General features: G+C 73.5%; 15 protein-coding genes. 9 read left to right on the top strand and 6 right to left on the bottom strand.

The features are described from left to right. Positions 1–11: 11 nt before the first annotated feature. Genes C8D89_RS03340 through C8D89_RS03330 form a run of 3 tightly spaced genes read right to left on the bottom strand, consistent with a single transcriptional unit; the run spans position 12 to position 3,318 of the window. Positions 12–2,426: an ATP-binding cassette domain-containing protein gene (locus C8D89_RS03340; protein ID WP_116706584.1), complete on the bottom strand. Its 2,415-nt coding sequence runs from the start codon at positions 2,424–2,426 to the stop codon at positions 12–14. A gap of 23 nt (positions 2,427–2,449) precedes the next feature. Beyond that, on the bottom strand, positions 2,450–2,869 hold the full coding sequence (locus tag C8D89_RS03335) for a VOC family protein (RefSeq protein WP_116706911.1): 420 nt from the start codon (positions 2,867–2,869) through the stop codon (positions 2,450–2,452). A 5-nt stretch (positions 2,870–2,874) separates the two neighbouring features. Next, the gene (locus C8D89_RS03330) at positions 2,875–3,318 is read right to left on the bottom strand and encodes a helix-turn-helix transcriptional regulator (RefSeq protein WP_116706583.1); all 444 of its coding nucleotides are present in this window, start codon (positions 3,316–3,318) and stop codon (positions 2,875–2,877) included. A 332-nt stretch (positions 3,319–3,650) separates the two neighbouring features. Here C8D89_RS03330 and C8D89_RS03325 point away from each other — a divergent pair, with 332 nt between their 5' ends. The 5 genes from C8D89_RS03325 (at position 3,651) to C8D89_RS03305 (ending at position 7,663) form a co-directional block, all read left to right on the top strand. Further along, positions 3,651–4,169, top strand: a complete 519-nt coding sequence (locus C8D89_RS03325) for a L,D-transpeptidase (protein WP_116706582.1) — start codon at positions 3,651–3,653, stop codon at positions 4,167–4,169. A gap of 86 nt (positions 4,170–4,255) precedes the next feature. Then, a complete protein-coding gene (locus tag C8D89_RS30080; RefSeq protein WP_116706581.1) occupies positions 4,256–4,468 on the top strand; it encodes a helix-turn-helix domain-containing protein in 213 nt (70 codons plus the stop codon). Positions 4,469–4,567: 99 nt separating this feature from the next. Next, positions 4,568–5,683 carry an NAD(P)H-dependent flavin oxidoreductase gene (locus tag C8D89_RS03315; protein ID WP_116706580.1) on the top strand — a complete coding sequence of 372 codons (1,116 nt, stop codon included), beginning with the start codon at positions 4,568–4,570 and terminating at the stop codon, positions 5,681–5,683. An 89-nt stretch (positions 5,684–5,772) separates the two neighbouring features. Further along, positions 5,773–7,020, top strand: coding sequence for an NAD(P)/FAD-dependent oxidoreductase (locus C8D89_RS03310; RefSeq protein ID WP_116706579.1), 1,248 nt, complete (start codon positions 5,773–5,775; stop codon positions 7,018–7,020). 49 nt (positions 7,021–7,069) lie between these two features. Further along, positions 7,070–7,663: a GNAT family N-acetyltransferase gene (locus tag C8D89_RS03305; RefSeq protein ID WP_165825523.1), complete on the top strand. Its 594-nt coding sequence runs from the start codon at positions 7,070–7,072 to the stop codon at positions 7,661–7,663. 56 nt (positions 7,664–7,719) lie between these two features. Here the strand turns inward: C8D89_RS03305 and C8D89_RS03300 are convergent, their stop codons facing one another. From C8D89_RS03300 to C8D89_RS03290, 3 genes are all read right to left on the bottom strand, one after another. Next, positions 7,720–7,956, bottom strand: coding sequence for a LapA family protein (locus C8D89_RS03300; protein WP_116706577.1), 237 nt, complete (start codon positions 7,954–7,956; stop codon positions 7,720–7,722). Beyond that, positions 7,949–9,094 (bottom strand): AI-2E family transporter, encoded by a 1,146-nt coding sequence (locus C8D89_RS03295; protein WP_165825522.1) that lies wholly within the window; start codon positions 9,092–9,094, stop codon positions 7,949–7,951. The genes C8D89_RS03300 and C8D89_RS03295 overlap by 8 nt, the downstream gene beginning before the upstream one ends. Before the next feature lie 157 nt (positions 9,095–9,251). After that, positions 9,252–10,775 carry a multicopper oxidase family protein gene (locus C8D89_RS03290; protein WP_243417782.1) on the bottom strand — a complete coding sequence of 508 codons (1,524 nt, stop codon included), beginning with the start codon at positions 10,773–10,775 and terminating at the stop codon, positions 9,252–9,254. Between the two features lie 176 nt (positions 10,776–10,951). Between C8D89_RS03290 and C8D89_RS03285 the strand changes: the two genes are divergently transcribed. The 4 genes from C8D89_RS03285 (at position 10,952) to C8D89_RS03270 (ending at position 13,146) form a co-directional block, all read left to right on the top strand. Beyond that, complete coding sequence (locus C8D89_RS03285) at positions 10,952–11,359, top strand: DUF302 domain-containing protein (protein ID WP_116706575.1); 408 nt, start codon at positions 10,952–10,954, stop codon at positions 11,357–11,359. 217 nt (positions 11,360–11,576) lie between these two features. After that, entirely contained in the window at positions 11,577–11,858 is a 282-nt protein-coding gene (locus tag C8D89_RS03280; RefSeq protein WP_116706574.1) for a metal-sensitive transcriptional regulator, read from the top strand. A gap of 14 nt (positions 11,859–11,872) precedes the next feature. Beyond that, complete coding sequence (locus C8D89_RS03275; RefSeq protein WP_116706573.1) at positions 11,873–12,091, top strand: heavy-metal-associated domain-containing protein; 219 nt, start codon at positions 11,873–11,875, stop codon at positions 12,089–12,091. Between the two features lie 155 nt (positions 12,092–12,246). Next, positions 12,247–13,146, top strand: a complete 900-nt coding sequence (locus C8D89_RS03270) for a hypothetical protein (RefSeq protein ID WP_116706909.1) — start codon at positions 12,247–12,249, stop codon at positions 13,144–13,146. Positions 13,147–13,148 lie beyond the last annotated feature (2 nt).

Genomic DNA, 13,148 nt, shown 5'->3' with positions numbered 1-13,148 from the left:
CCGGGCCGGGTTCAGGCCCCCACGTACTGCGCGAGGTGCTCGCCGGTGAGCGTGGAGCGCCCCGCGACGAGGTCGGCGGGTGTGCCCTCGAAGACGATCCGCCCGCCGTCGTGGCCCGCACCCGGCCCGAGGTCGATGATCCAGTCGGCGTGCGCCATGACCGCCTGGTGGTGCTCGATGACGATCACCGACCGGCCCGCGTCGACGAGCCGGTCGAGCAGGCCCAGCATCTGCTCGACGTCGGCGAGGTGCAGGCCCGTGGTCGGCTCGTCGAGGACGAACGTCCCGCCCTTCTCCCCGAGGTGGGTCGCGAGCTTGAGGCGCTGGCGCTCGCCGCCCGAGAGCGTCGTCAGCGGCTGACCGAGACGCAGGTAGCCGAGCCCGACGTCGGCCAGCGCCGTCAGGATCCTCGCCGCCGCCGGGGTCTTCGCGTCGCCGGCGGAGAAGAACGCCTGCGCCTCGGCGACGGGCATCGCGAGGATCTCGCTGATGTCCTTGGGGTCGGACGGGCCGCCGAACGTGTACTCCAGCACGGCGGCCTGGAACCGCTTGCCCTCGCACACCTCGCAGGTGGTCGCGACGCCGGCCATCATCCCGAGGTCGGTGTAGACGACGCCCGCGCCGTTGCAGTTGGGGCAGGCGCCCTCGGAGTTCGCGCTGAACAGGGCCGGCTTCACGCCGTTGGCCTTGGCGAACGCCTTGCGGATGGGATCGAGCAGCCCGGTGTAGGTCGCCGGGTTGCTGCGCCGCGAGCCCTTGATCGGCGCCTGGTCGACCGAGACCACGCCCTCCCGTCCGGCCACCGACCCGTCGATCAGCGAGCTCTTCCCCGACCCGGCCACCCCGGTGACCACGACGAGCACCCCGAGCGGGATGTCGACGTCGACACCGCGCAGGTTGTGCGCCGTCGCCCCGCGGACCTCCAGCGCGCCGCTCGGCGTGCGGACGGTGTCCTTGAGGCGCGCCCGGTCGTCGAGGTGGCGCCCCGTGACCGTGTCGCTGGCGCGCAGGCCCTCGAGGCTGCCCTCGAAGCAGATCGTCCCGCCCTCGGTACCCGCGCCGGGCCCGAGGTCGACGACGTGGTCGGCGATGGCGATCGTCTCGGGCTTGTGCTCGACGACGAGCACCGTGTTGCCCTTGTCGCGCAACCGCAGCAAGAGGTTGTTCATCCGCTGGATGTCGTGCGGGTGCAGCCCGATCGTCGGCTCGTCGAAGACGTAGGTGACGTCGGTGAGTGACGAGCCGAGGTGGCGGATCATCTTCGTGCGCTGCGCCTCGCCGCCCGACAGCGTCCCTGCGGGCCGTTCGAGCGCGAGGTAGCCGAGCCCGATCTCGACGAACGAGTCGAGCGTGTCCCGCAGGGCCTCCAGCAGCGGCCCGACGGACGGTTCGTCCAGACCCCGCACCCACTCCGCCAGGTCGCTGATCTGCATCGCGTTGACGTCGGCGATGGAGAGCCCGTCGATCTTCGACGAGCGGGCGGCCTCGGACAGGCGGGTGCCGCCGCACTCGGGGCAGGGCGTGAACACCGCCGCGCGCTCGACGAAGGCGCGGATGTGGGGCTGGAGCGCCTCGACGTCCTTCGACAGGTAGGACTTCTGGACCTGCGGGACCAGGCCCGTGTAGGTGAGGTTGATCCCTTCGATCTTGACCTTGGTCGCCTCGCGGTACACGAGGTCGTGCAGCTCCTGGGGGGTGAAGTCGCGGATCGGCTTGTCGGGGTCGAACCAGCCGACGCCGCGGTAGATGCGGCCGTACCAGCCGTCCATGCTGTAGCCGGGGATCGTGATCGCGCCCTCGTTGATCGACTTCGAGTCGTCGTAGAGGGCGGTCAGGTCGATGTCGGAGATCGAGCCCCGGCCCTCGCAATGCGGGCACATGCCGCCCGTGATCGAGAAGTCGCGGCGCTCCTTCACGGTCTTGCCGCCCTGCTGGAAGGTGACTGCCCCCGCGCCGCTGATCGACGCGACGTTGAACGAGAACGCCTGCGGCGAGCCGATGTGGGGCTGCCCGAGACGGCTGAACAGGATCCGCAGCATGGCGCCGGTGTCGGTGGCCGTGCCGACGGTGGAGCGGACGTCGCCGCCCATCCGCTCCTGGCCGACGATGATCGCCGTGGTGATGCCGTCGAGGACGTCGACGTCCGGGCGGGCCTGCGTCGGCATGAAGCCCTGGACGAACGCGCTGTAGGTCTCGTTGATCAGCCGCTGCGACTCGGCGGCGATCGTGCCGAACACCAGGGAGCTCTTGCCGGAGCCCGAGACGCCGGTGAACACCGTGAGCCGGCGCTTCGGGAGCTCGACGTCGATGTCCCGCAGGTTGTTCTCGCGGGCGCCGTGCACGCGGATGCGGTCGTGCGTGTCGGCGACGTGCGGCGTCGGCCCCGCCGTGCCCGTCGCGGTGTCCGTCGTCGTGGCCGTGCTCATCGTGTCGTCCCTCCGGCGGACGGTCAGCGCACCTCGAAGATGCGGATCATGTTGCCCGCGGGGTCGCGCAGCGCGCAGTCGCGGATGCCCCAGGGTTGCTGGGTCGGCTCCTGGACGACCTCGGCGTCCCCGGCCTGCAGGCGCTCGAAGGTGCGGTCCAGCGACGTGGTGGCGAGGTTGATGCCGGCGTAGGTGCCCTTGGCCATCATCTCGGCGATCGTGCGCCGCTCCTCCTCGGTGATCCCGGGGTCGGCGAACGGCGGGTGCAGGACGATCGACGTCCCGGGCTGGTCGACGGGCCCGACCGTGAGCCAGTGCATGCCCTGGTACTCGACGTCGTTGCGCACCTCGAAGCCGAGGGTGTCGCGGTAGAAGGCCAGCGAGGCCTCGTGGTCGTCGTGGGGGAGGTAGGCCTGGTGGATGGTGATGTCGGTGTCGCTCATGCCGCTCATGCTGGCCGCGGCGCCCCGTCCCGTGCTTCTCGATTCCTGACCGGTCGGGTGACCTTCCGGGCGACACACGGCGCCATCTCCGCGACGGGGTGCGCCTCCAGACGCCGGTAGGCGCTCGGCGACATGCCGACCAGCTCGGTGAAGCGCGTGCTGAACGTGCCGACCGACGAGCAGCCGACCGCGAAGCAGACCTCGGTGACGCCGAGGTCGCCGCGACGCAGCAGCGCCATCGCGCGCTCGATGCGCCGGGTCATGAGATAGCTGTACGGCGATTCCCCGAACGCGCGCCGGAACTCCCGGCTCAGGTGCCCCGCCGACATGTGCACCCCGCGCGCCAGCGCCTCGACGTCGAGGGGCTGGGCGTACTCGCGGTCGATGCGGTCGCGCACGCGGCGCAACCGCGTGAGGTGCTGCAGGCGCTGGGGGTCCACGGGGTCCACGGGGTCCTCGGTGTGCGGGGTGGGTGCTCCAGGAGCGACATCTTCGCCACCGGCACCGGCGGTCGTCCACCACCGTCGTGGTGACCCTCCGTCGCGGATCCCCGCCGGTCCATCGCCCGGTCGGAGGGTCCACCCCGCGCCGTGGCGCGCCGATGCACGGGGCGACGGACCCGGAGGGCCGCCTCGGACCGGGCCCTCCCCGAGGAGGAGGTCGCACCATCACCGAGACGACGGCATCCCGGACCGGCCGGCACCGCGCACCGACGGCGCCCCGTCCCCGTCGCTCCCGGGCCACCTCGTGGTGGGCCGCGGCCGGGGTCTCGGCGACGATCATGACGGCTGTCGGCGCGCTCGCGGTCCCGGCGCTGGCGGACAGCGCCACTCCCGCGAACCCGGAGACCAGCCCCGTGGCGCGGGAGGCGCACGCCGAGGCCGCGGTGCCCGGCACGCCGTGCTCGGTGTCCACGCGCGCCTGCGTCGACCTCGAGTCGCAGCGCGCCTGGCTGATCCGTGACGGCCGGGTCGTCCGCGGGCCGATGACCATCTCGTCGGGCGGCGAGGGCACCCCCACCCCCGTGGGGCACTCGTTCCGCGTCTACCGCAAGGACGAGCACCACGTGAGCGGCGAGTCGACCACCCGCGAGGGGCGGCCCGCCCCGATGCCGTACTCGACGTTCTTCGCCGACGGCGGGATCGCCTTCCACGCGGGCGACCCCTCACGCTCGTCCGCCGGGTGCATCCGCATGGAGACCGCCGACGCGCGGGCCACCTTCGCCGAGCTCCAGGACGGCGACAAGGTCCAGGTCGTCAACGCCTCGGAGGAGGACGCGGCGCGCGCCGCCGCGCGCTGATCCGGGTGTCTCGATCCGGGACAGGCCCGCCGCGCGGCGCCCGCCCGACCTAGTGTCGGCGCGGGTTCGACGGATGGAGGTCACGGGTGGCGGCAGCGGGCAGGACTCACTCCGGTGGCGCGGGCGAACGCGATCGCGCGGCGTTCGTGGGGTACCTCGTCGAGCGGTACGCCGCGGGTGCGAGCCTCATGCGGCTCAGCGAGGACACGGGCCGGAGCTTCGGTCACGTCCGGCGCCTCCTCGTCGACGCCGGGGTGACGCTCCGGCCGCGGGGTGGCAGCCGACCACGGACCACCTGACCGCGTGGCCGCCCTCGGCGGTGTCCGGCGAGGCGTGTCCTTCGCCGGGCGGACGTCCCCGCGGAGGATGGGGACGCGAGCGATTCGAGGAGGCCGGCGATGGCGGTGGCGACGCGGGTCGCGGAGTTCTGCGAGCGGTACGGGCTCGACGTCCCGATCCTGCAGGCGCCGATGGCGGGGGCGTGCCCGCCGGAGCTCGCCGTCGCCGTCGCCGAGGCGGGGGGCATGGGCGCGGCCGGGGCCGTCCTCGACCACCCGGACAGGATCCGCGAGTGGGTCCGGCGCTTCCGTGAGGGGTCGTCACGGTCGTACCAGATCAATCTGTGGATCCCCGATCCGCCCGCCGTGGCGGACACGGGTGAGCAGGAGGCGCGACGGTTCCTCGAGCGGTTCGGCGACCCCGGCGAGGCGGGAGGATCACCGCCCTCGTTCGACGAGCAGTGCGAGGAGCTCCTGGCGGCCTCGCCGACCGCCATCTCCTCGATCATGGGCGTGTTCGAGCCGGCCATGGTCGAGCGGATGCACGCCGCGGGCGTCGCCTGGTTCGCCTGCGCGACGACGCTCGAGGAGGCGCTGGAGGCCGAGCGCGCCGGGGCCGACGTGGTGGTCGCCCAGGGGATCGAGGCGGGCGGGCACCGGGGAACGTTCGACCCCGACGCGGCCGGGAGGACGGCGATCGGCCTGGTGGCGCTGGTCCCGCAACTGGTCGATGCGCTGACCGTCCCGGTCGTGGCCACCGGGGGGATCGCGGACGGACGTGCCGTCGCGGCAGCCCTCGCGCTCGGGGCCAGCGCCGTGCAGGTGGGGACGGCGTACCTCCGCTCGCCCGAGGTCGGCATCGCCCAGCCCTGGTCCGAGGGCCTCGCGGCCGCGGCACCCGAGACCTCGGTCCTGACGCGGGCCTACTCCGGGCGGCCGGGCCGGGCGCTGCCGACCGCGTTCGTCCGGTCCTGGTCGGCGCCCGACGCGCCGCCGCCGGCGCGCTACCCCGTCCAGCGTCGGCTGGTCGCGCAGTGGCGCCGCGGGCGGACCGGGTCGTCCGGTCCGGGCGGCGTCGACGCGGTCAATCAGTGGGCGGGGCAGGCCGCCCGCCTCGCCCGGGCCGAGCCCGCCGGGGCGATCACCACGCGGCTGTGGCAGGAGGCTCGTCAAGTGCTCGGCGTGGAGGACGGAGGTCACCGCGCCTCGCCGTCGGCGGGACCCGACCCCGCCTGACCCCCGCACCTCGGGGCTGTCGGAGCCCGCCCGGGTGGTGGAGCATCTCCCGTGTGCCGCCCGCAGGGCACCGCGGAAGGGACGAGGAGATGGCGGACGACGACGGGACGATCGTGATCGTCGGGGCGGGGCTGGCCGGGGCGAAGGCCGCGGAGACACTGCGCGAGGAGGGGTTCCCGGGGCGGGTGGTGCTGCTCGGGGACGAGGACGAGCGACCCTACGAGCGCCCGCCGCTGTCGAAGGAGTACCTGCAGGGCCGCGCCGACCGCGCGAGCACCTACGTCCACCCGCCCGACTGGTACGCCGAGCACGGCGTCGACCTGCGCACCGGCGTCCCGGTCACGGCGCTCGACCGCGACGCCCACGAGGTCGTGCTGGCCGACGGCGACCGGCTCGGCTACCGCACGTTGCTGCTGACCACCGGCTCGTCGCCGCGACGGCTCGCCCTCCCGGGCGCCGACCTCGACGGCCTGCACTACCTGCGCACACTGGGCGACAGCGACCGGATCGCCGCCGCGCTGCGCTCCTCGTCCCGGACCGTCGTCGTCGGGGGCGGGTGGATCGGTCTCGAGGTCGCGGCCGCGGCCCGGGTCGCCGAGGTCGCGGTGACGGTGCTCGAGTCCGCATCGCTGCCGCTGCTGCGGGTCCTCGGTCCCGAGATGGCGCAGGTCTTCGCCGACCTGCACGAGGAGCACGGCGTGGACCTGTGTTGCGGGGCGGACCTCGTCGAGATCCTCGGTCGCGACGGGCGGGTGGCGGGCGTCCGGCTGGGCGACGGCACCGAGATCGACGCCGACGCGGTGGTGGTCGGCATCGGGATCACCCCGAACACCGCGCTCGCCGAGACGGCCGGGCTCGAGGTCGACGACGGCGTCGTCGTCGACGAGTCGCTCTGCACCTCCGACCCTGACATCCACGCGGCCGGCGACGTCGCGCGCATCTGGCACCCCGCCCTCGGCCGGCGCCTGCGGGTCGAGCACTGGGCCAACGCCCTCAACGGCGGTCCCGCGGCGGCGCGCGCGATGCTCGGGACGGGGTCGGCCTACGACCGCTTGCCGTACTTCTTCACCGACCAGTACGACCTGGGGATGGAGTACAGCGGCGACGCGGCGCCCGGCCAGTACGACGAGGTGGTCGTCCGCGGCGACCTCTCCGCCCGCGAGTTCGTGGCGTTCTGGCTCGCCGACGGCCGGGTCCGCGCGGGCATGAACGTCAACGTCTGGGACGTGACCGGCCCGATCGGCGACCTCGTCCGGTCGGGGGCGCCCGTCGACCGCGCGCGCCTCGCCGACCCGTCGGTGCCGCTGCCGGAAGTTCCGACGGCGGCCGCCCGCTGATCGCGTCTCGGGGGTGTCGATCGGTCGCGGCGCGCGCCACGATGGGCGGGTGCCCGCACCGAACCGGTCGGCGACCGACGGCGACGACGAGCCAGGTACCCCGGACGCTGCTGCTCGGTCGGTGTCGGAGGAGGTGGCGCTGACCGATGGCACCACGGTGCTGGTGCGCAGCGTCGAGCCCTGTGACGCGGACGAGCTGGCGGCCCGCTACCAGTCGTTGAGCGAGACCAGCGCCTACCAGAGGTTCTTCACCGTCATGCCGCGGCTCTCGGACCAGCAGGTGCGCTTCTTCACCGAGGTCGACCACCGCGACCACGAAGCACTCGGAGCGGTGGAGACGGAGACGGGGCAGGGGGTGGGCATCGCTCGGTTCATCCGCAGCGACTCCGAGCCGAACAGCGCCGAGCTCGCCATCGTCGTCGCCGACGCCTGGCAGGGACGCGGCGTCGGCTTCCAACTCCTGCGCGCGCTCCTGCGCCGTGCCCGCGAGGAGGACGTCACCACGATCAGCGCCGAGGTCCTCACCGACAACCACGCTCTGCTCGCGCTCCTGCGCCACTTCGGTTCCGTCCACACCGAGGTCTCCGGGACCACCACCACCGCCACGCTGCGACTGCCCTCGAACCCCGACCTCGGGCGGTGACCAGCCGCGCGCACGGGGCGCTCGACCCCTCACCCGGGCGGGGTGGGCCGGTCGTCTCACCGACGGCGGCGCGAGACCAGGAGGCCGAGGACGAAGCCGATGACGAGCGTCAGCGTCAGCGCCGCCCACTGGGGCATGACCACGAGCGGGATGATCAGCCGGATACCCACCGGGTCGCGGTTCTCCAGGATGAAGATCACGGCCAGGACGAGCAGGACCCCGCCGACGACCCAGCGCGGGTTGACCTTGCCGCGCCCGGTCGAGGTCCGCCGGGGTCGTGGCGCGTCAGCCATGGCCGTCCTCCTTCGTGTGGTTGTCGCGGCCGCCGACGGCCGACGGGTCCGGGGTGAGCGCGGGGGCGGGTCGGCCGTGGCGCCGGGCGCGTTCCGAGAGGACGTGGCCGATGACGACCTTGCCGGCCGCGGTCAGCGGGAGGGCGGTCATCGCCCCGAGCAGGCCGGCGGCGGCGCCGCCGATGAGGATGGCGACGAACGCGCCGACGGGCGAGAGCTCGATGGCCTTGGAGAAGACCCGCGGCGCGATGAGGTAGTTCTCGACGCCCTGGTAGACCATGAAGTACACGAGCGTGCCGATCGCCAGGGGGAAGCTGACGGTCAGGGCCGCGGCCACCGCGACGAACGAGGCCAGGGTCGCGCCGATCTGGGGGACGGCGTCGAGGACGGCGACCACGATCGCCAGCAGCGCCGGGTAGGGGATGCCGACGATGAGGAAGAACGCGAAGGCGCTCAGGCCGGCGATCCCGGACACGACCAACTGACCGGAGACGTAGCCACCGATGCGACCGAGTGCGGCCTCGGCGGCGGTGACCCGTTCCTCGCGGGCCAGCAGCCGGTCCATGCCGGCACGGATGCGGGGCATGGCCAGCGAGAAGTAGACCAGCAGCGCCAGCACGGTGATGGTGGCGAAGACACCGCCGAAGAGCGCACCGAGGACGCTGAACACCGCGGCGGCCGAGGCGGCGACGACGGTGCCGAGGCCGGAGAGCGACTGCTGCAGCTGTTGGTGCGCCGCCGGGTCGGACAGCGCGCCGCCGACGGTGCTGCCGGGGCCGCCGAGGCGCTCGCCGAGGGCGGCGAGCCGGTCCGGCAGTTCCGCGACGAGGTAGCTGATCTCGGTGACGGCCGGGACGATCAACACGGCGGCCAGCCCGATCAGGACCAGCAGCACGAGCAGCACGACGACGGCGACGGCCAGCCCCCGGCGCAGGCCGCGGGCCACGAGCCACCGGATCGCGGGTTCGATCCCGGTCGCGAGGAAGAAGCCGACGAAGACCAGCACGATCGCGCCCCGCGCGACCACGACCGCGCCGGCCAGTGCGAGCACGACCAGGACCGTCGCGGTGATCGCCGCGTAGTCCTCCAACGGCATGCGGCGCGGGCGAGCCGGCCGGTCCGCCGGGATGTCGGTCATGGTGCTCCTCGACGAACCGTCGGCGTGGGCGGAGACGTCCAGTGATGGTGACGTCTCTCGTGCGCGGAGCGCTCCCCCCGAACCGGGTGAGCTCTCCCGGTCTCGTGGTTCTCGTCGGCACCAGGTGTCGGCCGGGAGCATCTCTCGTCGGCCCAGGTCAGTTGACGGCGATCGTCGCCATCATGCCGAGGTCCTCGTGGTCGAGGACGTGGCAGTGGTAGACGCTGCGTCCCGTCTGGGCGGTGAACGGGATGCGCAACCGGACCCAGCCCTGGGCGGGCACGAGGACCACGTCCTGCAGCGTGGCGGTGGTCGGTGTGCGGGCGCTGTCCGCCAGGACCTCGAACGGCCAGACGTGGAGGTGGAAGGGGTGGGCCATCGGAGTGGGGTTGGTGACCGTCCACTCCTCGACCGCGCCCAGGGCGACGGTCTGGTCGGTGCGGTCGGCGTCGTAGGCCCGGCCGTCGAACCCGAAGGTCATGCCCTGCCCGCCCGGGCCCATGCCACCGGGATTCATGCCACCCGGACCCATCCCTCCCGGACCCATCCCCATGGAGAAGGCGAGTCGACGAGTACCGGTGGTTGCGTCCCGGGTCGGGCCCTCACCGGCGGGGAAGGTCGGCAGCGCGCTCGGCGGCCGCGGGGGGCCGCTGGGGGCGAGCGTGGCCACCGTCGTCGTCTCCGCATCGACGGCGGCGCCCCCCGGGCCCATCCCCATACCCATCGCGCTGCGGGCTTCGGTGGTGGCGATCAGCGCGAACGTCCCGGGTCGGTCGGGGCGCACGAGCACGTCGGTGCGGTTGCCGGGGGCGAGCCGGACGGTGTCGCTCCGGACGGCGGTCGGCAGGGTGATCCCGTCGAGGGCGATGCGGGTCAGGGGATGGGCGTCGAGGCGCAGGGTGAGGGTGCGCGAGGTGGTGGCATTGATCAGCCGCCAGCGTTCCACGTCGCCGGTGGCGCAGGGGATGGTCGGCTGGTGCTGACCGTTGAGCAGCAGCAGCTCGCCCTGTCGACCGGCCATGCGGCTCCGGCCGTCGGCGGGGACCGGACCGCCGGTGCCGAGGGTGGCGTCGGTGACGACCAGGACGCGGTCGGTCGTGACGGACGGTTCGCTCCCGTCGTCGACGATGAGGGCTCCGGCCAGTCCGGCCGAGAGCTGATCGGCGACGTGGCCATGGGCGTGGGGGTGGTACCAGAACGTCCCTGGTGGGTGCTCGCTGGGGACGGTGATGCGGTAGTCGAACGACTCGCCGGGCGCGATGTGGAGGAACGGGTTGTCGGAGTTGCCCTCGGGGGAGACCCGGAGCCCGTGGGTGTGGAGGTTCGTGGGCTGGTCGAGCCGGTTGTGCAGCCGCAGAGCGAGCTGGTCGCCCGGCCGCACCCGCAGCGTCGGGCCGGGGCTGGAGCCGTTGTAGCCCCATGCGGACGCGTCGCGTCCGGCCAGCGGTGCGCCCGGAGCGGCCGACAGGTCGAGACCGAGCCGGCCCTGCCGGCTGGCGAGCTCGGCCGGGACCTGCAGGGTTTCACCGCTCGGCGGGGCGATTCCCGACCGCGTAGGGCCGGCTGCGCCTGAGGTGGCCCACCCGGTGGCACCGACGGCGACGGTGGCGGCGCCGAGCCCGAGCAGTCCCAGGGCCTGGCGGCGGCTCATCCGGCGCCCGGAGCCGGAGCGCTCGGTCATGGGATTCGTCCTTCCACTCGTGAGCGCGAGGGTGAAGTGACGGGCGGACCAGGCGTACGGGCCGGCCGGCCCACTCCGTACCGGTCTCTGGTCCCGCGCGACGAGTTGGTGGTCGAGTCGGCGGGAACGCCATGGGGGTAGCCCGAACTCGAGGCCTTGGGAAGGAACACCGCACCATGTCCGACATCGCCCACACCGTCGAGGTCGACCTCGACCACGCCGCGGCGGTCGAGGCCGTGACCGCCGCGCTCGCGGACCAGGGGTTCGGCGTGCTCAGCACCATCGACGTCCAGGCCACCCTGCAGGCGAAACTCGGTGAGCGCATCGACGCCTACACCATCCTCGGCGCCTGCAACCCGGCCCTTGCCCACGCGGCGCTCTCGGCCAACCCGGAGGTCGGGCTGCTGCTGCCGTGCAACGTCACCGTCCGGCGCGCCGAGGGCCGCACCATCGTCCAGGCCGTCGATCCCGGCGCCCTGCTCGGTGTCGCCGCCGGAACCGGTGCCGAGCTGGGCGAGACCGCGTCCGACGCCGGCACCCGGCTGCGGGCCGCGCTCGACAGCCTTCCCGTCGCGGCGGAGTGACCCGTACCCCTGGGGCGTACCGGTACCTCGCGGCGGGTACGCCGTAGGGGTACCGGATACACGGATGATCTCGATCCTCCCGCGCCCGCCGACCGCCGTCGTGGCAGATTCGGCGCCTCGATGAGCGGTCGAGCTGCGGTGTCGAAGAGGTCTACGGCGTCCGTCTTGACTAGATACCCCCTAGGGGTATGCTCGGGCCGTCGAGAGGAGCCGAGGGATGAACGGCTACGCCGGGCAGAAGGACGCCTACCTCAAGCGGTTGCGCCGGATCGAGGGCCAGGTGCGCGGGATCGCGAAGATGGTCGACGACGACAAGTACTGCATCGACGTCCTGACCCAGGTCTCCGCCGCGACACGGGCGCTCGAGAACGTCGCCCTCGGCCTCCTCGACGACCACCTCGGGCACTGCGTCGCCCAGGCAGCGGCGGAGGGCGGCGACGTGGCCGACGAGAAGATCGCCGAGGCCAGCGCCGCCATCGCTCGCCTCGTCCGGTCCTAGGACGGAGAGGTCCCGTGAGCCAGACCAGCACGTACATCGTGACCGGGATGACCTGTGACCACTGCGTGGCGTCGGTGCGCGAGGAGGTCGGCGAGGTGCCGGGCGTGACGGACGTCGACGTCGACCTCTCGAGCGGCCGCGTCGTCGTGACCGTCGCAGGTCCGGTGGACGACGGCGCGATCCGGGCCGCCGTGGAGGAGGCCGGATACGAGGTCGCAGGGAGGGCGTCGTGACCACCGCGAGCCCGGAGCGCACCGTCGGCGCGCCGGCGACCAGGACCTCGACCGCGGACCCCGCGGTCGGCGCGCCGGCGTCCGGGCGCCGTGCGTCGTGGCGGTCACGGCTCGATCGCCCTGTCGTCCGTCTCGTCGGGTTCGCCCTCGCGCTCGTGCTCGCCCTGGTCGTCGGAGGAGGCGTCGGGGCGATCGCAGGACCCACCGCGGAGCCCGTGGCGGCGCCGCCACCCGGTCCGGCACCGGCGCCGGCCGTCACCGACCCGGCCACCGGAGCGGACGTCAGCGGCCTCGCCATCTCCCGTGACGGCTACACCCTGGACGTCCTCGCGACCCCCGGAGGGGTCGACACCCCCGGCGAGCTGGCGTTCCGCATCCTCGGCCCGACCGGAGCACCGGTGACGGCGTTCACCCCGACCCACGACAAGCCGCTGCACCTGATCCTGGTGCGACGCGACCAGAGCGGGTTCCAGCACCTCCACCCGGTCATGGATCCCGACGGCACCTGGCGCACCACGACGTCCCTCACCGCCGGGGACCACCGGGTCTTCGCGGACTTCGCGCCGGAGGGGCGCAGCGAGGCGTTGACGCTGGGGCGCGACATCGCGGTCGCCGGCGATTACCGCCCGGTGCCCCTGCCGCCGGCGTCGGCCACGGCCACGACCGCGGACGGCTACACGGTGACGCTGACCGGCGACCTCGTCCCCGGGACCGCGAGCCCGGTGACCCTGTCGGTCTCGCGGGACGGAGCACCCGTCACGGACCTGCAGCCCTACCTCGCCGCGTACGGCCACCTCGTCGCCCTGCGCACCGGCGACCTCGCCTACCTCCACGTGCACCCCACCGGGACCCCTGGCGACGGGCGCACCGCCGCGGGGCCGGCCATCGAGTTCCTCGCCGAGGTGCCGTCGGCCGGTCCCTACCGGCTCTACCTCGACTTCGCCCACCAGGGTGTCGTGCGCACCGCGGAGTTCACCGTCGTGGCCGCGGCCGGTGCCGGAACGCCGGACGGCGCCCCGAGCGGCCACGGCGACTCGACGCCCCATGGCCACTGATC

The sequence above is a fragment of the Actinomycetospora cinnamomea genome (genome assembly GCF_003096675.1).
Classification (GTDB): domain Bacteria; phylum Actinomycetota; class Actinomycetes; order Mycobacteriales; family Pseudonocardiaceae; genus Actinomycetospora; species Actinomycetospora cinnamomea.
Note: the sequence above shows the minus strand (reverse complement) of the source record. Positions and strands in the feature narration are given on the sequence as shown.